At 43.7% G+C, this 20,091-nt stretch carries 13 protein-coding genes; 12 read left to right on the forward strand and 1 reads right to left on the reverse strand.

From position 1 onward, the window contains the following. The first annotated feature begins 32 nt into the window (after positions 1-32). The 8 genes from OC193_RS07340 to OC193_RS07375 all read left to right on the forward strand — a co-directional run bounded on the left by OC193_RS07340 (position 33) and on the right by OC193_RS07375 (position 12,218). Entirely contained in the window at positions 33-905 is an 873-nt protein-coding gene (locus OC193_RS07340) for a LysR family transcriptional regulator (protein WP_048658616.1), read from the forward strand. A 277-nt stretch (positions 906-1,182) separates the two neighbouring features. Then, positions 1,183-2,184: a CDF family Co(II)/Ni(II) efflux transporter DmeF gene (gene dmeF, locus OC193_RS07345; RefSeq protein ID WP_048658617.1), complete on the forward strand. Its 1,002-nt coding sequence runs from the start codon at positions 1,183-1,185 to the stop codon at positions 2,182-2,184. Further along, positions 2,162-2,578, forward strand: coding sequence for a MarR family winged helix-turn-helix transcriptional regulator (locus OC193_RS07350; RefSeq protein ID WP_017059185.1), 417 nt, complete (start codon positions 2,162-2,164; stop codon positions 2,576-2,578). The genes dmeF and OC193_RS07350 overlap by 23 nt, the downstream gene beginning before the upstream one ends. 618 nt (positions 2,579-3,196) lie before the next feature. Next, a complete protein-coding gene (locus OC193_RS07355) occupies positions 3,197-4,921 on the forward strand; it encodes a methyl-accepting chemotaxis protein (RefSeq protein ID WP_048658772.1) in 1,725 nt (574 codons plus the stop codon). Positions 4,922-5,178: 257 nt separating this feature from the next. Beyond that, on the forward strand, positions 5,179-6,174 hold the full coding sequence (locus OC193_RS07360) for a hypothetical protein (protein WP_048664918.1): 996 nt from the start codon (positions 5,179-5,181) through the stop codon (positions 6,172-6,174). Between the two features lie 490 nt (positions 6,175-6,664). Continuing rightward, on the forward strand, positions 6,665-8,854 hold the full coding sequence (locus tag OC193_RS07365; protein WP_048658620.1) for an immunoglobulin-like domain-containing protein: 2,190 nt from the start codon (positions 6,665-6,667) through the stop codon (positions 8,852-8,854). A 229-nt stretch (positions 8,855-9,083) separates the two neighbouring features. After that, positions 9,084-10,004: a LysR family transcriptional regulator gene (locus OC193_RS07370; RefSeq protein WP_048664919.1), complete on the forward strand. Its 921-nt coding sequence runs from the start codon at positions 9,084-9,086 to the stop codon at positions 10,002-10,004. Positions 10,005-10,187: 183 nt separating this feature from the next. Further along, on the forward strand, positions 10,188-12,218 hold the full coding sequence (locus OC193_RS07375) for a TonB-dependent receptor domain-containing protein (RefSeq protein ID WP_048664920.1): 2,031 nt from the start codon (positions 10,188-10,190) through the stop codon (positions 12,216-12,218). Between the two features lie 122 nt (positions 12,219-12,340). Here OC193_RS07375 and OC193_RS07380 read toward each other — a convergent pair whose 3' ends face one another. Further along, on the reverse strand, positions 12,341-13,084 hold the full coding sequence (locus OC193_RS07380) for a class I SAM-dependent DNA methyltransferase (RefSeq protein WP_048664921.1): 744 nt from the start codon (positions 13,082-13,084) through the stop codon (positions 12,341-12,343). Between the two features lie 444 nt (positions 13,085-13,528). Between OC193_RS07380 and OC193_RS07385 the strand changes: the two genes are divergently transcribed. The 4 genes from OC193_RS07385 (at position 13,529) to OC193_RS07400 (ending at position 19,925) form a co-directional block, all read left to right on the forward strand. Next, positions 13,529-14,035 carry a GNAT family N-acetyltransferase gene (locus OC193_RS07385; protein ID WP_048664922.1) on the forward strand — a complete coding sequence of 169 codons (507 nt, stop codon included), beginning with the start codon at positions 13,529-13,531 and terminating at the stop codon, positions 14,033-14,035. Positions 14,036-14,049: 14 nt separating this feature from the next. Next, positions 14,050-14,646 (forward strand): LysE/ArgO family amino acid transporter, encoded by a 597-nt coding sequence (locus OC193_RS07390; RefSeq protein ID WP_048664923.1) that lies wholly within the window; start codon positions 14,050-14,052, stop codon positions 14,644-14,646. A 303-nt stretch (positions 14,647-14,949) separates the two neighbouring features. Then, positions 14,950-16,203, forward strand: a complete 1,254-nt coding sequence (gene sbcD / locus OC193_RS07395) for an exonuclease subunit SbcD (RefSeq protein WP_048664925.1) — start codon at positions 14,950-14,952, stop codon at positions 16,201-16,203. Between the two features lie 5 nt (positions 16,204-16,208). After that, entirely contained in the window at positions 16,209-19,925 is a 3,717-nt protein-coding gene (locus OC193_RS07400) for an AAA family ATPase (RefSeq protein ID WP_048664926.1), read from the forward strand. Positions 19,926-20,091 lie beyond the last annotated feature (166 nt).

Here is a 20,091-nt window from a genome sequence, read left to right on the forward strand (position 1 = left end):
GGGGATTGGTGTAAGTAACACGAGGGAGAGACATGATGCTCGATATTAATTTGTTGAAGACGTTTGTGACGCTTGCGGAGTACAAGCATTTTGGGAAAGCGGCCAATGCACTTCATATGACGCAACCCAACGTAAGTTTGCACCTAAAACAACTAGAACAACAAACACGTATAAAGTTGATTGAGAGAAGCCCATTTCAATTGACTCAAGCGGGTGAGCGACTATTGGAAACAAGTCAAAGAACGTTACTTGAACTGCAAATTTGTCAGGCCGATCTCAATGCCATTAACGACCTTAAAATCGGGACGTTAACTATTGCCGTGAGTGACATCATTTCTCGATTTTTGTTGATTCGCCCGTTCCAGAAGTTTAAAGCGCAGTATCCCGGTATTGATCTTACGCTATTGAATACCACGTCATCTCAAGCATCGAGTTTAGTTAAAAATGCTCAGGCGGATATTGGCTTTGTTATCGCCAAAGAACAGCACAACGAGTCATTATATTTCACTAAGCTTCAAGAGCTTTCTTGGTGTGCACTTGGCGATGGGTTTGATATCCAAGATTCTGATGCAGAGCTCACTTTGATTCTACTAGGCCATGATACGAGAACACGTGACTTCATCGATGAAGGTTTACCAAGTTTAAACCTACCCAATCACAGAGTCATGGAAGTAGGGAGCGTAGACGCTCAAATCGATTGGGCAGAAGCCGGTTTTGGTGTGGCGATTGTCCCTGAATTTGCAATATCAACCAAGCAACATCTGAAATCAAAAGTCACACCATTGGCGAACTTTTCTAGTACGAGCCTTGGCTATATTGTGAGGCAGAATCAAGTCTTGTCGAAAGCGACCAAGCAGTTGTTAGGATGGGTGAATGATGAGATTAACCTGTTGCAAAACCAATAATTCCATCGCCAAGTCAGATCTATCTAAGCCTACCTAGCGTGGGCTTTTCTGTGTCGGTAAATCACCGTTCTTGCTCAAAGCAATAGGCTACAGAAATAACTTAAATCTCTCATCATCCATTCCTTCTGTAAATCAGAGCCTTAAAATTCATCGTTGACAAAGTTTGATTATCAAACTAAATTTCAATCAATTGCTTTGATTGTCAAACTACTTGTCAATCAAAGTTCTCTTATTGAGAAAGATCGTCTAACTACTAACACAATCTAAGGACGCCATTTTGAGTTTTCCAACACGACATCAACACAACTTTTCTTCACATAATCAAAAAGGTGAAAAACGTACTTTCTATGTTCTCTTGTTAACTATCATCACCATGGTTGTCGAGATCGTTGCAGGTACCATTTACGGTTCTATGGCGTTACTTGCCGATGGTTGGCACATGGGAACGCATGCTGCAGCGTTTGGTATCACCTTGTTCGCATACCGTTACGCCAAGAAGCATGCTGACAGTGAACGTTTCTCTTTCGGTACTGGCAAAGTCAGTGTGCTAGGGGGCTACACCAGCGCGATTGCATTGGGTATTGTTGCGTTATTGATGCTGGTGGAGTCAGTACATCGCTTGTTTAACCCACAAGCGATTCAATTTAATGAAGCAATTATCGTTGCGTGTATTGGTTTGACGGTAAATGTCGTGAGTATGTTTTTGCTAGGGGATCATCATCATGACCACGGACACGATCATGGACACGACCACTCTCATTCTGAACATAAGGGACACAGCCACGACCATAGCCATCAACATGGTGAACATCAAGAACACGCAGCTCACAAAGGACATCATCACGATCACAACTTGCGTGCGGCCTACATGCACGTCTTGGCCGATACATTGACTTCTCTGTTGGCGATTGTTGCTCTACTATTTGGTAAGTTTTACGGTTGGAACTGGTTGGATGCCGCAATGGGTATGGTTGGTGCGGTTGTGATTGCCAAATGGACAATGAACCTCATGAAACAGACAAGTCCAATCTTACTCGATCAGAATATTGACGATGAGTACCGCAACGGCATAACTGAAGCCTTAGCTCCTTATGCCGCCGTAACCGACTTACACATGTGGAAGGTGAGCGGGCATCACTACTCAGCGGCGATTACTCTTGAATCAAACAGTGATAAAAGCGTCTCTGAATATAAACAAATGCTCGCCAAGTTTGATAAGATTAACCATCTTACTCTTGAAGTGCACTCAAACGGCCATGCGAAATATAGAACAGCTTAATCAAATACTGACTGAGTTCTACGATAAAATGTCTTCGTGGGAGCAATCTGTTGTCAAAGAAACGGGTTACTCCCTAGCGCAAGTACATACCATCGAAGTGCTTGGTATGCATGGTGCGTTAAGAATGAAAGAATTGGCAGAAAAGCTTGGCATTACTACTGGCACACTTACTGTTCAAATTGAGAAGTTGGTTAAGGCAGAATTGATTGAACGCCATGAACACCCAACGGATCGTCGTGCGATTGTGGTGGCTTTGACCGATGAAGGTCAGAAGATCCATGTTCACCACAACCAACTTCACTTGAATTTGGTTAATGAGCTGACGCAAGACATCGAAGAAGACGAGAAAGCGGTGTTATTGAAGTGCCTAACCAAGATGGTGAAAGCGTTTTAGTCGGCCTTAAGTTCGCAGCATAACTTATTAGCCGCAAAGCGATTGATTAAGAAATCCAAAAATGGACCAGACTCGAATTGAGTAGGTCCATTTTTTTCGCCGTTTACGCTCAACGTTACAATCACCAATCGATGGGTTTCCCGTTTAAAAAAACAAGTCAAAACCTCTAATATTACTCTTCGCTCGTGCTCCTCTGGTGAGCCAAAAAATTGTCACTTCTAACCTCAAGGTCAATAATGGTACAAAGTGTTTTAATTCAAAGTCTTACATAGCAAGCCATTCAGGGCTTCACACTCCGTCAAATAGCTGTCTCTCACTTTTATCATTCAACTAATGTACATGTAATCGATTTGTGTTATTGATAAAATTAACTTTAGTTGGCTATTTCATTTGCTGTTTAAATGTAATTGAGAACGTCATCGCTAGTGGACTTAGAAGCCACAGTTTTAGACGCTCATTATCGATATAAAAACCATAACAATAACCAGATCGCACGAGTTGAATATCCATTCTTTGATGCGACTCATTTAGATACTCATAGTTAATTAGTAAAGACGAGCCATGTATATGAATATAAAGAAAAAGCTTTATTCGTTGGGGATGTTCTCCATCGTCGGTATGATTTCACTGCTGTTTACTACATCACAATTTGCAGACACCACCGCTCAAATGAGCGAAGCCAAACAACTCACCAAAGAACTTGAAGTACGACTGCTCAACCTTCGCCGTAACGAGAAAGATTTCTTACTGCGTAGCGATATGAAATACCTCGACAAGTTTGACGTAAACTACAACAAATTCTTAGCGTCTGAATCTGAGCTCGACGTCGTGCTGAAAGATTTGGGCTTAGCCAACAGTACACACCTACGTGAAGACATCGAAACCTACCACACCAGCTTTGTTAACCTAGTAAAAGCGAGCGAAGTTTATGGGCTAGCACGTGACAAAGGCCTGTTAGGGGAGTTTCATGTTTTGCTAGATAACATCAGTGCGACAGCCAGTGCTGAACAAAAAATCGAGCTTTACCTGTTCAATGACTTAATTGAAAAGGGTGAGTTCGATCCGAGTGTTCTTTCTATTACTTCTAACGCTGGAAGCTCAAGTGCTTTGATAGATGCTGCGCGTCAAGTGGTTGAACAGAAGCGAGTGATCGGTTTAAAACATAACGAAGGCCTGCTAGGTGAAGCCCGCTCTGGTTCACACGCTATCGAAAGTCAGTTTAAAGAATTCTCGGCGGTGCTAGACCAACAAACGCAGCAAGAGATGGACAAACTATCGCTGATCAACAACATCCTTTGCGTCACGTTGCTTGTGTCGATCATTCTGTTCAGCTGGTTAATTGTCCGTTCTATCATCGGTAAAATTGAGTCGCTGCTATCAGTGATTCGTAACATTGTTGACTCTAACGATGTGTCTATCCGTTCAACCGAAAATGGCAAAGATGAACTTGGTACACTAGGCGAGTACTTTAATCAACTGTTGGATCAACTTGAAGGCTTGATTGCGGCGTCTCAGTCAAAATCTCTGCAGCTAACTCAAAGCACATCTAACATGCATGATGAGCTTGAATCGGTGATTAAACAGTTCGAAGTTCAAGCTAATCACACCTCAACAATGACAACGTCAGTACAAGAGATGGTACTGACGATTGGTGAGATTTCTGAAAGCACATCGGTTGCTGCAGAAGGTGTTCATCAAGCAAAAGTGAATGCTGACAAGGGCCGCGAAGTGGTTGTCGCGACCATCGATAATATTACTCAGTTGTCTGAACGCCTTTCAAGCAGCCAAGATTCGATTAGCTCACTGAACCATCATGTTGATCAAATTGGCGATGCAGTAAACATCATCCAAGGCATTGCAGAACAAACCAACCTATTGGCATTGAACGCGGCGATTGAAGCGGCACGTGCGGGTGAACAAGGCCGAGGCTTTGCCGTTGTAGCAGACGAAGTACGTGCACTAGCAAGCCGGACTCATCAATCAACCACTGAAATCACCAGCGTTGTTACCGCAATCCAAAGCCAAATGAACGCTTCTATGACTGAGATTGGCGAGTGTAACCAGCAAGGCCAATTGACTCTGAAAGATTCAGAAGAGCTTGATGCAAGCCTACAGCTCATCCTAAGTGATATGGAGAGTATTCAAGGTAACTCTGAACGTATTGCTTCTGCAATTGAAGAGCAGGGCGCAGTGATGACACAAGTAAGCGACTCAATCACTGAGCTGAACACTATCTCGAATGATAATAACGCTTCGGCGCAGCACTGTTTAGTCGAAGTGGATAAAGTCGCTGAGCAAGCAAACGATATGGACCAAGCGGTCGCGCAGTTTAAGACATCTTAGAATCAACCTAGTTGCATTAAAGAAGTGCAGCCAAACAACTCAAGCGAAAGGCGCGGATTATCTGCGCTTTTTTGTACCTAATGGATAGGCAAGTTCATGAACAGATAGAAATAAGAATAAGGCATTCCAAAATAGACTTAAGTATCTGTGATATATAAGTAAAATAATGACAGACTATCGAATGAATGAATGAATGAATGAACGAACGTACTGGCGCGTTTCTGACAAACGGTTAAATCTATAGGAAGAGGGATAACATGCACTACGACGTATTCAACGGAGACGCAGACGGCATAATCGCGTTGTTACAACTGCGATTAAGTGAGCCAAGAGAGACCGTACTCATTACTGGTGTAAAGCGTGATATTAAGTTGGTCTCTCAAGTTGTTACTCAAATTATGGAACCGGGTAAGCAAGGTGACGTTTCTTCCGTTACCGTTTTAGATGTATCGATGGAAAAAAACCTACCTGCATTACACTCACTGCTAGACGCCAACATCAATGTATTTTATTGCGACCATCATCGAACTGGGGAAATACCGGACTCTAGCCATTTGGATACTCTGATTGATACCGCGCCAGAGAGTTGCACGAGCTTACTGATTAACCAAAAGCTAAATGGTGCGTATGTGGCCTGGGCAATCGCGGCTGCCTTTGGTGATAATCTAAAAACTGTGGCCGTACAGCTAGCGAATGAAAGTGGATTCGATCAACCTCAAACAGAGTTCTTAGAAGAGTTAGGTATCTTGGTTAACTACAACGGATATGGCTCGTCATTGAGTGATTTACACTTCACACCCATTGAGCTCTACCAAACTCTTTACCAATACCCGAATCCGTTTGATCTTTTTGATGATAAAAACTCTGTGTTTTACCGACTACGCGCTGCTTATCAAAATGATCGCCAGCAGCTATCAAACCTTGTTCCTGTTTATGAAAGTGAAGTCGCACGTGTGTTTGAATTGCCTGGTGAGACTTGGGCAAGGCGCATCAGTGGTGTATTTGGCAATGAAATTGTTAATCAAGATCCAAATCGAGCGCAAGCCGTATTAACGAAAAACCAAGATGACGAATCTTATACCGTGAGTTTGCGAGCGCCGTTATCCAATAGGACGGGTGCTGACCAAATTTGCTCAAGCTTTGCAACTGGTGGAGGACGCAAAGCAGCGGCTGGTATTAATCAACTTAGTGAACTCGACAAGATGAATTTTATTTCTAAAATTGAGACTTATTATTCACCACCTGGCGAGTAAATAGACTAAAAGTTTAAGATTTAACCCGCCAGAAAGCATGCATTATTATCTTAATTTTCAATTTCCGATTTAATTCACTAGCATATTTCTAGTTATTAGTTCTCATTGTTTTTAGTGATATCACTCGCAATGTGAAACCTCATAGAGCCAATGGTAACGGAGTGTGCGAGGGTTAATGTTCATTAGTTAGCTAAACATTTTTTCTAATTTTATTAATTTAGATATCACTTAATTACCTTGGTGAATTAAGTTGTTTTACTTATTCTCCAGGTAAATGTCTTTTGCTATAAATATCTGCTTTTAACATTTTAATTTGAATGAAAAGTCAAAATCATATTGATTCTAATATTCAATCCGTGACTTAAAATCACAAGTTAAATCAAAGGTCATCTTTTCCTATAAATTCTATTACTTCTCTATAAATATTCATGATTACAATGAATTGGTTCGGTTGTGATTGGCACAGCTGTTAAGTAAGGAAGTGGGACTAATGTTGAAACGTAAAGCTCTACAATTAGCAGTATCGGTCGGCATGGCGGCCATGTCTGGCGCTGTTTATGCGAATGGTTCAGATATGACGAATCCAGACTCTGGCGTCGTGGTTGGCTATTGGCATAACTGGTGTGACGGCGGTGGCTACCAAGGTGGTAATGCGCCATGTGTGACGCTGGATGAAGTGAACCCAATGTACAACATCGTGAATGTATCATTCATGAAGGTTTACGATGTGGCTGATGGTCGAATCCCAACTTTTAAACTGGACCCAACCATTGGGCTTTCAGAAGAACAATTTATTGACCAAATCTCTGAACTCAACAAGCAAGGTCGCTCTGTACTGATAGCGCTGGGTGGTGCAGATGCACACGTAGAGCTAGAAACCGGTGATGAAAGAGCCTTTGCTGATGAGATCATTCGTCTTACGGAGCGCTATGGCTTCGATGGTCTAGATATCGACCTTGAACAAGCCGCGGTAACTGCAGCAAACAACCAAACGGTAATTCCTGATGCACTTAAGCTAGTGAAAGATCACTACCGTGCTGAAGGCAAAAACTTCCTTATTACTATGGCGCCTGAGTTCCCTTATCTAACGACGGGCGGTAAGTACGTTCCCTACATCGACAACCTAGAAGGTTACTACGACTGGATTAACCCGCAGTTTTACAACCAAGGTGGCGACGGCATCTGGGTTGAAGGTGTCGGTTGGATCGCTCAAAACAATGATGCGCTAAAAGAAGAGTTCATCTACTACATTTCTGATTCTCTAATCAACGGTACGCGTGGCTTCCACAAGATCCCACACGACAAACTTGTGTTTGGTATCCCTTCAAGTATCGATGCAGCAGCAACCGGTTTTGTTCAAGAGCCACAAGATTTGTACGACGCGTTCGATAGCCTAACGGCGCAAGGTCAGCCTTTGCGTGGTGTGATGACGTGGTCTATCAACTGGGACATGGGCACTAACAAGAACGGTCAGCAATACAACGAACAGTTTATTAAAGACTACGGCCCGTTTGTTCATGGTCAAGTGACACCCCCACCAGTTGAAGGTGAACCCGTACTGAAAGGTGTTGAGAACTCGCGCATTCTGCATGGAACGGCTTTCGACCCAATGGAAGGCGTAACGGCAACAGATAAAGAAGATGGCGACTTAACATCATCAATTGATGTTGAAGGTTACGTTGAAACCAGTGTTATCGGTACTTATGTTCTAACCTACCGAGTAAAAGATAGCGATAACAACGAAACCACTAAAGCAAGAACGGTAGAAGTTTACAGCCAGAAACCAGTCTTCGATGGCGTATCTGATACTACTGTTGTGCTAGGTAACGCATTTGACCCAATGGCGGGTGTGACTGCCAATGATGCTGAAGATGGTGACCTAACGAGTTCTATTACACACACGGGCAGTGTCGATGTGAATGAAATGGGCAACTACACGCTTGTATATAGTGTTACTGACAGTGCACATCAAACTATCACTGCTGAACGTAAAGTGTCTGTGACTGATGGTTCTAACTGTGCAGCAGCATGGGATGCTGACACCGTTTATGTTGAAGGTGACCAAGTGTCACACGACGGCGCAACGTGGGGTGCGGGTTGGTATACTCGTGGCGAAGAGCCGGGAACAACAGGTGAATGGGGCGTTTGGAAAAAAGCGTCAGACAGTTCATGTGGTGGCAACCCAGACCCAGGCGGCGATCTAGAGCTAAACGTAACTGGCCTTCAGTCTGAATACATTCTAGATAATGGCAATGTACATTTAGAGTTCACACTAACGTCAAATGAAGCACTTGATGTCACTGCAATGGTAATCAATAACGCAGGCACTGTTGTTGAACAGACAAAAGTGAATCTGACTGATAATCGTACCGTTACCATGGATTTGTACGACGTAGCAGAAGGTCAGTATAAACTTGAAGTGGTTGGTACTGCGAAAGACGGCGAAATGGTGATGGTAGATAACTCGTTCTCGGTAAAAGAAGAGGGCGGTACAACACCACCTCCAGGTGATTACCCTCCGTATGAAGCCGGAACGAATTACGAAGCGGGCGATATTGTAGTAGGCAGCGATAATGGCTTATACGAATGTAAGCCTTGGCCATACACAGCATGGTGCGCAAGCGCATCTTACGCTCCAGCAGACAGTCAATATTGGCAAGATGCTTGGACAAAGCTTTAGTCTTGTAGCTCAACGCTAGCAATATAAAGTAGACGATCAAAGAGAGGCCATTGTGCCTCTCTTTTTTTGTTTAATGCTTTTTCACTGAGAACTTCAAAACCTTACCTAATCTTAAACTCGGCTCTGCATATTGCTCTAGATCAAAATAAGAGTGATTATCAATTGTATTACTTGTTAGTAAGTTGCACTATGCGCTCATTGAATTTTCTATATTATTAATATTTGCAAAATGAATCTTGCTCAAGTCGACCTCAATCTACTCGTTATTCTTAAACACCTTCTTGAAGAGAAGCACGTTTCCAACACGGCATTGGCACTGGATATGAGCCAACCTACGGTGAGCCGATCACTTCAAAAACTGCGTACCGTTTTCAATGATGACCTATTGGTGCGAGCGGCTTACGGCTATGAGCTAACACCAAAAGCAGAAGCCATTAAGCAAGACCTCAATTCTGTCCTTACACGCTTAGAAAAGTTGGTTCATGGCGATGTGTTCGAACCACAAACGAGTGACAGTACTGTTCGTTTCTTCGGTTTGGTTCCTCAGGTTTCGCATTTATTGCCAAAGGTAGTGGCGGAGATCCGCAAGCAAGCGCCAAACATGGTCGTTGATATCGATTCTATTCCGAAACGACATTTCGAACCTTTGTTGTCGGGGGATGCGCATTTTGTATTGTCGACCCATGAACCTTTAAGTTCAGAGCAAAACTTGTATCGAATGTTCGTGATAAGCCGTGATTACCGTTTATTGATGAGCAAAGACCATCCGTTGGCAGATAAAGAGATCACAGTTGATGACCTGTTGAATAGTCAACTTGGTCAAATCTCACTGCAAGGGGATAAGAAGCTCTCGATCGAAAGTCGATTTAAAGATCTTGGCTTAATTGATAAGCAACGCCAGTTGTCCATTCCAATTCAGCTTTCCAATTTTAACGTTGCACCGGATATGGCTGAAGCAACCGACATCATTTTCCATTTACCGACACCTTTTGCTCAACAAGCCGCTAAGCAAAGAGATCTTGTTTGTAAACGAGTGCCTAAAGCGTTGCGCCACCCATCAGAAGATGTCTACTTATACTGGCATAAGCGCTTTCATAACGACCCTATGTGTCGCTGGGTTCGCAATATATTTAAAGAGCTCTATACATAACTTCCATCCACAAGGTGAATGGAAGTTATAGGTACTTATCGAATTGAATATAGATCTCTTTTGTTATTTGAATGGTGAATAGCGAGAATCGATTTTTGGTATGAAACTTTCGTTGATAAGAATGGTGACCGGTTGTTTAATGCAAACCATTATCATTACCAATCACATATAAGAATAAATATCATGTCTGAGAGATCTCTTTTGATTCGCAAACCCCTTTCGATCGCAGTCGCTGTTATTTGTACCTCGCTTTCAGCTAACGTGTTAGCGCAGGAAGAAGCGCAAGCAACAGATGAGCAAATGGTAGTTACGGCAACTCGTACCGAAATGGCACTAAAACAAGCGCCAGCTTCAATGTCGGTTATCACTGCACAAGACATTGAAGACAGCCCTGGTATTACCTTGGCTGACATCGTTGCTGAATCAACCAGTGTTGAGTCTGACTTCGATAGCACACGAGCTGGTCGTCAGATGATCTCTATTCGTGGTATGGATTCTGATTATACGCTTATCATGGTAAATGGCCGTCGTCTCAGCTCGGCAAGTGCCATCATCCGTGGTAATGACTTCGACCTTTCTACTATCCCTGCTGATTCCATCGAACGTGTTGAAATCATCCGTGGCCCAATGTCTGCACTTTATGGTTCAGATGGTATGGGCGGTACAATCAACATCATCACTAAGGCTCCGGAAAACGATTGGAGCTCTACATTGAGTATGGACACTTCATCGCCGCTTGATGGTGATGGGGGCGAAGAGTACTCAATGGGCTTCACAACGTCTGGTGCATTGATTGAAGATGAGTTGTTCGCTCGACTTTCTGTTAATCAAACAAGCCGTAATGCATGGCAACCATATTCTGGTACACACAGTTCTGGCTACGACCGTTCAGACGTAACAGCTCTAGAAGAACGCGACACGCTAAGCATGCTTGCAAGCCTGACATGGCACATGACAGATAACCAAACCATCGATTTTGATTTTGGTTACAGCGATGACGAACGTGAATCAGCGGCAGAAAGTGCGAAATCGGTTATTGAGTCAGACACTCGTGTCGTGCGTCACAGCCAAGCAATTACACACAGTGGTTTCTGGAGCTGGGGTGATACTCAAGTTCGTTATTCGCGCGAGAACGTGACTGATAACGATGCAGCCGATCTAGGCAATAACTTCAGCAGCGATATCGAAGAGCTCACTCAAATTGTTGAAGCATCTGCTACCACTTACCTTGGTGACAGCCACACGCTGACATTTGGAATGGACTACCAGTTAAGTGAACTAACTAACAAAGAAAACCTATCGAGCGGAACGTCGGAAGCATATCAAGGCGCATTGTTTGTGCAAGACCAATGGGTCATGACAGACAGCCTAACCGCAACGTTCGGTGGTCGTTTGGATAAACACGAACTGTACGGCGAAGAGTTCAGCCCACGTGTGTACTTGGTTCACCAAACAACGAACGACCTAATCATTAAAGGTGGTGTAGGCAAGGCATTCAAGGCCCCAACATTGACTCAAAACCAATCTGACTACACAGTTTCAAGCTGCAAGGGTGGTTGTGCGTTGGTGGGTAATGAAGATCTAAATCCAGAGACAAGCATTAACTACGAACTTGCGACGGTATACACACAGCCACGTTGGAATGTAGAAGCGGCGTTATTCCGCAATGAGATTAATGACCTTATCGAAAGAACACAAGGTTACTGCCCGCAAGGTGGTGATTGGAACGAAAGTGCTCTTCAATGTGAAAACCCTGACGGTACACCAACGGGAGATTTGGGCGCGAAGACGTACCAAAACGTGTCTGAAGCTATCATTCAAGGTGTTGAGCTTGGCGGTATGTACCAAATCTCTGACGAGTGGGCCGTTTCTGGTAACTACACTTACCTAGATACAGAAGACAAGTCGACAGGTGAAGAGCTACTTGAGCGTTACAAGCATTCAGGCTTTGTGAAACTTAACTGGAACCCAACTTACGATCTAAGCACTTTCGTGAGTGCACGTTACCGTGGCGAGCGCCAGATTGACAGCGACCTAACGCAAGACGCTTACACAACATTGAACATCGGTACGGTTTACAATGTGAATGACTCAGTACGACTACGTGCAGGTATCTCAAACCTAACGGATGAGTCAGTATCAGATGAGTTAGAGTACATTGGTTATGTTGAAGAGCCACGTACCTACTACATAGGTATGACCGCTGACTTCTAATCAATCTGTGTTTGATTCGGTAGGTAGATACATATAAAACAAAGAACCCACATGACTTAACGTCGTGTGGGTTCTTTTGATTTGGGCGCTCGTAATTGAGTGCACATAGGTATCGAAGAGTGTTAGATTTTTACACAAGTGACAAGAGCATTGCCGGACTGAGTATCCCAAGGAATCAGCTTGTCGTAATCGTGCTCGAAGATATTAACCTCAAAGTATGGCTTCAATATCTCGATTAACTCCTTAAACGAGAATGCCACCATCGGGTGTTCATCATTCCAAACTTGAGTTTCACCTGCAGTCGTTTTTTCGATACTAAGCATTAGCGCTTGCTTATCACCCTCACCAGAGTAATACCAACCCGATCGGAAGGTAAAATCATCTTGTTCTTGGTTTGTGGTGTGTCGAACAAACAGATCATTGCTGATCTTATCTTTATCGACAACGTTAAAGCAGAACACACCGCCTTGTTTTAGCGCTTTGTGAACGCTAGCAATGCACTCTTTTAACTTCTCGATGCCATCGTTGTAGTGGATCGAATACAAGAAACAAGTAATAAGGTCGAACGGCTCAGAGACTTCAAAATTACTCATGTTCTGCACAGAAAAGCTAGCTTCAGGGCAGCGTAGTTGAGCGATATCTAACATGGGTTGGTTTAAGTCAAGCCCGTTACTTTGATAACCATAATCAATAAAGTGACGAACGTGTGGTCCAGTACCACAACCGAGGTCTAGGTGAGTTTTTCCTTCATTTCCAAAAATCTGATGTAGCCTACGAACGCAGTGACTTTGCGCTTGGTAGTCAATATCAACACACATTAAATCATAGTAACCAGATAGGTCGGTATAGAGCGCGTTGGCGGACATGTTTGCCTGCAGCATTTGCTGAAAAAATTGGGGTGGCGCATCATATATCGAAATTGGAAAATCGCAATCAAATATTAGATCAATGAAAGCGTTTTATTTTCTAACTTATGGTCGTTTTAAATGGGACCGATTAAAGGGACGTTTAAGCTGCCAACAACATCAGTACGCGTGTCATCGCTATTCCCTTTGCTCTGACTACTTATTCGTTAACTGAAATAGGTTTTTCTCCCTCGATGTTGCGACCCCAAGGGCTTTGGGAGCGCTTTATGACGAGACTAGATTGGAAAATTATGGTATCTAGGTAAACTAAGTGTGACATTTACAATTTTATGATAAATCAGTAATTTTACTGGTTTTAACCCAGTTCTTGAAAAGGAAACAATTCAGGAAAGTAGGTCCGTAATTAAAGCTAAATAAGCGAGCTAAACAAGGAAAGTTAAGACAATGGAATCAGCACCAAACGCAAAGGACTCTGTGGAAATCGGCACTTCAATAATCATCAAGCTTGATGATTTATCGGGTGGGGAAGTAATAGGCTTACTAGAAGAGCACCTCGCTGATATGTACGCAACATCACCACCCGAAAGCGTTCATGCCCTGGATCTGGATGGGCTCAAGTCGCCAGAGATTACCTTTTTTAGTGCTTGGAAAGACAGTCAATTGCTTGGATGTGTCGCGATTAAAGAGCTTGATACCCAACACGCTGAACTCAAATCGATGAGAACCTCACAGTTTGCTCGAAAGTCAGGTGTTGCTAGCCAACTTTTACAACATGTATTGGATACCGCAGCCATTCGCAAGTATCAAACAATCAGTTTAGAGACAGGTTCAGAAGACTACTTTAAGGCAGCGCGTAACCTGTATGAAAAGTTTGGCTTTGGATACTGTGAACCATTTGCAGATTATATATTGGACCCGCACAGCCAGTTTATGAGTATTGAGTTGCGTTAAGAGGATAGCCTTAGATGTCGACTTACTTTGCAGGTTTCTCCCTTGGACTTTCGCTGATCCTTGCGATTGGTTCTCAAAATGCGTTTGTTTTAAAACAAGGTCTCAAGAATCAACACGTATTGGCAGTTTGCGCTGTATGTGCAATTTCTGATGCCTTACTCATTAGTTTTGGTGTAACAGGCTTTGGCTCCATCGTTAAGCAGTTTCCTCTAATAGAGCAATTTGCTCGTTTTGGCGGAGCGATCTTTTTAGGTATGTACTCTTTCTTAAGTTTTCGGTCGGCATTCACTGAAAATCACGCTTTAGAAGCAAGTGTAAAAACCAAAGACTCATTAACTAAAGCGATTGCGATGTGTTTGGCGTTCACTTGGCTTAATCCGCATGTGTATTTGGATACTGTGGTATTGCTGGGTTCTATCTCAACTCAATATCAACCTAATCAAATGTTGTTTGGTGCTGGTGCCGTATCTGCGTCGTTTGTGTTCTTCTTTTCACTTGGATATGGCGCACGCTTCTTGGCTCCAATGTTTAAGAACCCGAGAGTGTGGAAGGTGTTGGAATTTGTCGTTGGCGTGATCATGGTGTCTATTGCAATATCTTTGATCGTCTAGCTGCGCGTAATTAGGCATTCAAACATATTATCTAAAGTGACTACTTAAAGTGACTACCTTTAGTTACTTCAGTATTTAATTATTTCTAGAAATAACGAATTAAGTAATTTATGCGTATGGCCACTGACACCTAAAACCGCTCTAACGTTGAGCGGTTTTTTTATGTCAAAAATAACGATTGCTCACGCTATGGGCGGAGTTGGTCCAAAGCCTGAAATTAGTTGGTTTTCACAAGCTTATAAAAGGGAATTATCTCGACTATTTTGGTAGATTAAAAGTATTACAGACTTCCAGTGAGCAGCAATGAAGATTCTTCACACGTCCGATTGGCACCTTGGCCAAAACTTCTACAATAAAAGCCGTAAGAATGAACATGAACGGTTTTTACAATGGTTACTTGAGCAAGTTACAGAGCACGACATTGACGCGATCATTGTTGCTGGCGACATTTTCGATACCAGTACACCACCGAGTTACGCTCGTGAGATGTATAACAAGTTTGTGGTCGATTCGAACAAGATCGGCTGCCAATTGGTGTTATTAGGTGGAAATCACGATTCAGTCTCTGTGCTTAAAGAGACCCAACAGCTGCTCAAATACATGGGTGCAGACGTGATCCCAAACACCAATGAAGATCATGCGACTCAGGTTGTCGAACTAAAAGGCAAGAGCGGCGATGTAGAAGCGCTGGTTTGTGCCATTCCTTTTATTCGCCCTCGCGATGTGTTGACCAGTCAGGCAGGTGTCACAGGCGTTGAGCGTCAGAAGCAACTTGGTGATGCGATTAAACAGCACTACCAAAATGTTTATGATGCGGCGGTTGCTAAGCGCGCGACGTTTGAAAACAGCGAGCACATGCCGATTATCGCTACCGGTCATTTAACGGCTATGGGTGTCCAACAATCGGATTCGGTACGTGATATCTATGTCGGCAATCTTGATGGTTTCGCCGCTGATGGCTTCCCAGACGCAGACTATATTGCACTTGGACATATCCACCGCCCACAAGTGGTGGCAAAGCGTGAATACATTCGTTATTCAGGCTCTCCAATCCCACTAAGCTTTGATGAACTTAAATCTCAAAAGCAGGTATGTGTGGTTGAGTTTGTTGAGGGTGAGCGCACCATTTCTCAATTGCCCGTTCCTACATTCCAACCTCTAGCTGAAATCAAAGGTGACTTGAGCGAGATTGAATCTCAGCTTAACCAATACATAGGTTTAGATAGCGACCAAAGCGTGTGGTTATCGATAGAAGTGCAAGCGCAAGATTACTTGTCGGATCTACAAGAGCGCATGCGTTCATTAACTGACGGTTTGAATGTGGAAGTACTTCAACTGCGCCGAGCAAGAGAGCGTCGTAATCAAGCATTAGAGCAAGAGTCGGCAGAGACCTTATCTGAACTGAGCCCGATGGACGTGTTTAGCAAGCGTATTGCCTTAGAAGAGTTTGAAACGGATTCTGAAAAAGCGCGTTTAGAGCGAATGACAGTGAAGTTTAAACAAGTGATGGTTGAAGTGTCTGAGAGCGCTCAAGCGCCAAACAAAGTAGAAGAGTAACCAGTATGAAGATTTTAAGCCTAGAATTTGAAAACCTGAACTCTTTGAAAGGACGTTGGAAGCTCGACTTCACCCAATCACCGTTTGCAGAAAATGGCCTGTTCGCGATTACTGGCCCAACAGGTGCGGGTAAAACCACCATTCTTGATGCGATTTGTTTGGCACTGTTCCACCGCACACCGCGTTTGAAAAGTATCGCTAAAGGCAACAACGAATTAATGACGCGTGGTACGGGTGAGTGTTTCGCTGAACTGGAATTTGAAGTACAGGGCAAAACTTACCGCTCGAACTTCCACCAAAAGCGAGCGCGTGGAAAACACGATGGCGCATTACAAACGCCAACGTGTGAATTTGCGGATGCGGACACCGACAAAGTCTTAGAGACCATGCTGACCAAGAAAACCAAATTGGTGGAGCAGGTAACAGGTCTCGATTTTTCACGCTTCACTAAATCCATCATGTTGTCTCAGGGTGAGTTTGCGGCGTTCTTAAATGCCAATGCTAACGACCGTGCAGAGCTACTTGAAGAGCTGACGGGAACCGAAGTTTATAGCCTGATTTCAGAGCGTATCTACGATCATTTTAAGTCGAGTGAAGAGTCGCTTAATCACCTTAAAGCGAAAGCCGAAGGTGTGAGCTTACTGTCTGAAGAGCAAATCCAAGAGCTAACCGCAGATCGAGAAACGTTAGAAGCCGAGCAGAAGCGTTTGTCTGAGCAGTTAAAAGAGTGGCAAGCGCATCTAAGCTGGTGGAAAGATATGACCAAAGCTGAGCAAACTATTGCGACCAGTGAGCACGATCTTAAAACAGCTCAAGATGAACTAGACCGTAATCAACCTTCACTCGAGCGTTTAGCAAACAGTGAACCGGCTGAAAAGCTGCGCCCAATGCACAAAGATTTAAAGCGTTGCGAACAAGAGGTGAGCACTACTCAAGCTCACTTAGATAACAGCATCAAGTTACTTATTGTTCGTGATGAAGAAAAGCAAGATGCGCAAACGAAACTGACGCAAAGCGGTGTGATTGTCGAACAGGTTAAACGCGAGCAACAAGATCAAGAGAAGATCATTGATCTCGTGCGTCCGCTAGATAACCAAATTGCCGTGCTTAAAGATAAACAAACTGTGGCCGTTAATGCAGCGAATACGCTGAACGAGCAACATACTCAGCAGCGCAATCAACAGGCTGTTATAGTCCAAAAAACAGAGGTACTGAAGCAACAGGACCAACTCAGCACTGAGTACCTAAATACACATCAAGCTGACCAATATTTAGAAAAATACTTAGGTCAGTGGCAAGCCAAAGTTGAACAAGTTCGTATCCTAGAGCGTCAGCATTCAGAACTACTAAACTCAGCGAAGCAAGCTTTGTCCGCAGTGGATGCTCAGCAAGCGACTATCAAAACTGCTCAAGAAGTAAAAGTAACGCAAGACAAAGCATTAGCAGAATCGGTTGTGACAGAAAATAATACCAAGCAGCAATGGGAAGCCTTACAAGGCAACACTAGCGAACAAGTGTTGAATGCGCAAAAAGACCTGCTGGAGTTCTGGAATCGCAATACGCACTCGTTATTGGAAATTAATCGTGGCTTCCTAAATGCTCAACAACAGTTGCACGCGAAAACACAGGCACATCAAACTAACAATCAGTTGGTCGACAAACTTTCGAAAGAACGTGAAGTGCTGGTGGATCGATATAAAGAGAAAGAGACGTCTCTTGAGCGATTAACGCGTTTGATTGATCAAGAAGGCGAATTAGCGAAATACCGTGCAGCTTTAGAATCTGGATCTGAGTGCCCACTGTGTGGTTCAACAGACCATTCGATCGAGCAGTCGCAAGATATTGCAAATCTGGTCTCGCAAAAAGATCGGGAAAACCTAGAGTTGGCAGCCATTAAGAAAGAAGGCCAAGAGCATCGTCAGCAATTAGATTCTCTTGCCCCTATGATTGCAGCGCTTAACGATGACATCCTGCGTGCACAAGCGGATATTCAACAAGCCCAACTGAATTGGCAAGGCATTGTTGGTAAGCTTCAACAGGGCTTATCAGATTTCGCTGGCACGGCTCCAGAGCTAGCTCTGCTAACGATTAACGATTTAGGCAATGAAGCTACGGTCGCGACCTTTGCTCAGCAGTGTGAACTTCAACTAAGTCAGATCTCGCAGCAACTGAAGGCATTGGGTGATGCCAAAGCGCACTATGCGGAAGCTGAGAAACAACGCTTGTCTGTAAGTGTTATGGCTGACAAGGCGCAATCTAACCTTGAGTTGGCTGAGCAACGCTTAGCTGATCTGAATAAACAAAACCACATTACAAACGAACAAGTAGCTAAGACAGCTCAAGCGAAAGATCAGCAATGGCATTCGTTGAAAGAGAGCATTGTTCAAACCGCTATCGAAGCACCTGAACTTGAACATATCGATGATTGGTTTACTGCGAAATCACAAGCATCAAGCACATGGCAGCAAACCAAACAGCAACAGGCCGATATTGAGAAGCAACTGATTACTCAAAATGCCGAATTGAAAACCTTAGATGACAAGCTAAGTAGCGCAGAGAAAGAGCTCGCGACATTGACGCAAGAGAGTGAGTCTCTAGTGTCAGAGCTCACTCGTGTAACTGCCGAAAGAACAAAGTTATTTGGTGACAAAGACATTCAAACCACCAGTAATGCGATGAAGCAAAAAGTCACTGAAGCGGTTAGTGTATTTGATGCCGCTCAGTTGGTGCTTAACCGTTGCGAACTTGAACATCGAACCGAGCAAACTAAACATACCAGCTTCTCTGAAGAGCTGACCAGCAAGCAGTCAAATCACACACAAGTGTCGAATGCTTGGCTAGAAGCGCTGAAAACTAGCCCATTTGAAGGAGAGGCTGATTTTGAAGCAGCATTATTAGACGAAGAGGTTAGAACTCAGCTTCAAAGCCTCAAGAAGTCTATAGATGAAGCGATTGTCAGTGCACAAGCTAGGTTGAACACTGTCAAGGCGACGGAGGTGGAGCTACAAAACCACGAAAATGCTAAAACATGGCAAGAGCAAGACCAACAACAAGTTGAACTTGCGACGACTGAATGCCAAAACGCACAACAAAGTCATGCAACAAAGATCGGCGCGATTTCTGCCAATCTTGAAACTGATAGCCAGAACCGCAGCAATCAGCAAGATCTGTTCAAGCAAATCGATGAGCAACAAGTCGAGTTTGATGATATCTCACGTCTTAACTCGCTTATTGGTTCTAAGAACGGCGACAAATTCCGTAAGTTTGCCCAAGGTCTAACGCTGGAAAATTTGGTGTACCTTGCGAATAAGCAGTTGCAGCGTTTGCATGGTCGTTACGAACTTAAACGTAAAGCCGACGATGGGTTAGAACTGCAAGTGCTGGACACATGGCAGGGCGATGTGATGCGTGACACGAAGACGTTATCAGGTGGCGAAAGCTTCTTGGTGAGTTTAGCGTTGGCATTAGCGCTTTCTGATCTTGTCAGCTACAAAACCAGTATTGATTCTTTGTTCTTGGATGAAGGTTTCGGCACCCTTGATAGTGACACATTGGACATTGCCCTAAACGCTCTCGATAACCTGAATGCGTCTGGAAAGATGATTGGTGTTATTAGCCACGTTGAAGCACTGAAGGAGCGAGTGCCCGTTCAGCTTAAAGTGACAAAACACTCTGGCTTAGGTGTGAGTGAGATGGAGAAGCAGTACAAAGTTGTCGCTTAGGTTCTTGCTATATTCATCAGTGCAGAAATAGAAACATAGCTAGATGAAGCAGATCCCCCGACTCAGTCTTTCCTCCTTCTCGAGGATGACGGAGTCGGGGGCTGTTATCAATCATTCCGCCGCCACTCCTTAAAGTCAGGAGCGTTCAAAAAGTAGCCGTCACTCC

Origin of the sequence: Vibrio crassostreae (genome assembly GCF_024347415.1) — a bacterium.
Classification (GTDB): Bacteria; Pseudomonadota; Gammaproteobacteria; order Enterobacterales; family Vibrionaceae; genus Vibrio; species Vibrio crassostreae.

Bases quoted from the DNA above. Each gene is read 5' to 3' on its own strand.
- OC193_RS07340 (WP_048658616.1), top strand. From the start codon at position 33: ATGATGCTCGATATTAATTTGTTGAAGACGTTTGTGACGCTTGCGGAG.
- OC193_RS07350 (WP_017059185.1), top strand. From the start codon at position 2,162: ATGCGAAATATAGAACAGCTTAATCAAATACTGACTGAGTTCTACGAT.
- OC193_RS07355 (WP_048658772.1), top strand. From the start codon at position 3,197: ATGATTTCACTGCTGTTTACTACATCACAATTTGCAGACACCACCGCT.
- OC193_RS07360 (WP_048664918.1), top strand. From the start codon at position 5,179: ATGCACTACGACGTATTCAACGGAGACGCAGACGGCATAATCGCGTTG.
- OC193_RS07365 (WP_048658620.1), top strand. From the start codon at position 6,665: ATGTTGAAACGTAAAGCTCTACAATTAGCAGTATCGGTCGGCATGGCG.
- OC193_RS07370 (WP_048664919.1), top strand. From the start codon at position 9,084: ATGAATCTTGCTCAAGTCGACCTCAATCTACTCGTTATTCTTAAACAC.
- OC193_RS07375 (WP_048664920.1), top strand. From the start codon at position 10,188: ATGTCTGAGAGATCTCTTTTGATTCGCAAACCCCTTTCGATCGCAGTC.
- OC193_RS07380 (WP_048664921.1), bottom strand. From the start codon at position 13,084: ATGTCCGCCAACGCGCTCTATACCGACCTATCTGGTTACTATGATTTA.
- OC193_RS07385 (WP_048664922.1), top strand. From the start codon at position 13,529: ATGGAATCAGCACCAAACGCAAAGGACTCTGTGGAAATCGGCACTTCA.
- OC193_RS07390 (WP_048664923.1), top strand. From the start codon at position 14,050: ATGTCGACTTACTTTGCAGGTTTCTCCCTTGGACTTTCGCTGATCCTT.
- sbcD (WP_048664925.1), top strand. From the start codon at position 14,950: ATGAAGATTCTTCACACGTCCGATTGGCACCTTGGCCAAAACTTCTAC.
- OC193_RS07400 (WP_048664926.1), top strand. From the start codon at position 16,209: ATGAAGATTTTAAGCCTAGAATTTGAAAACCTGAACTCTTTGAAAGGA.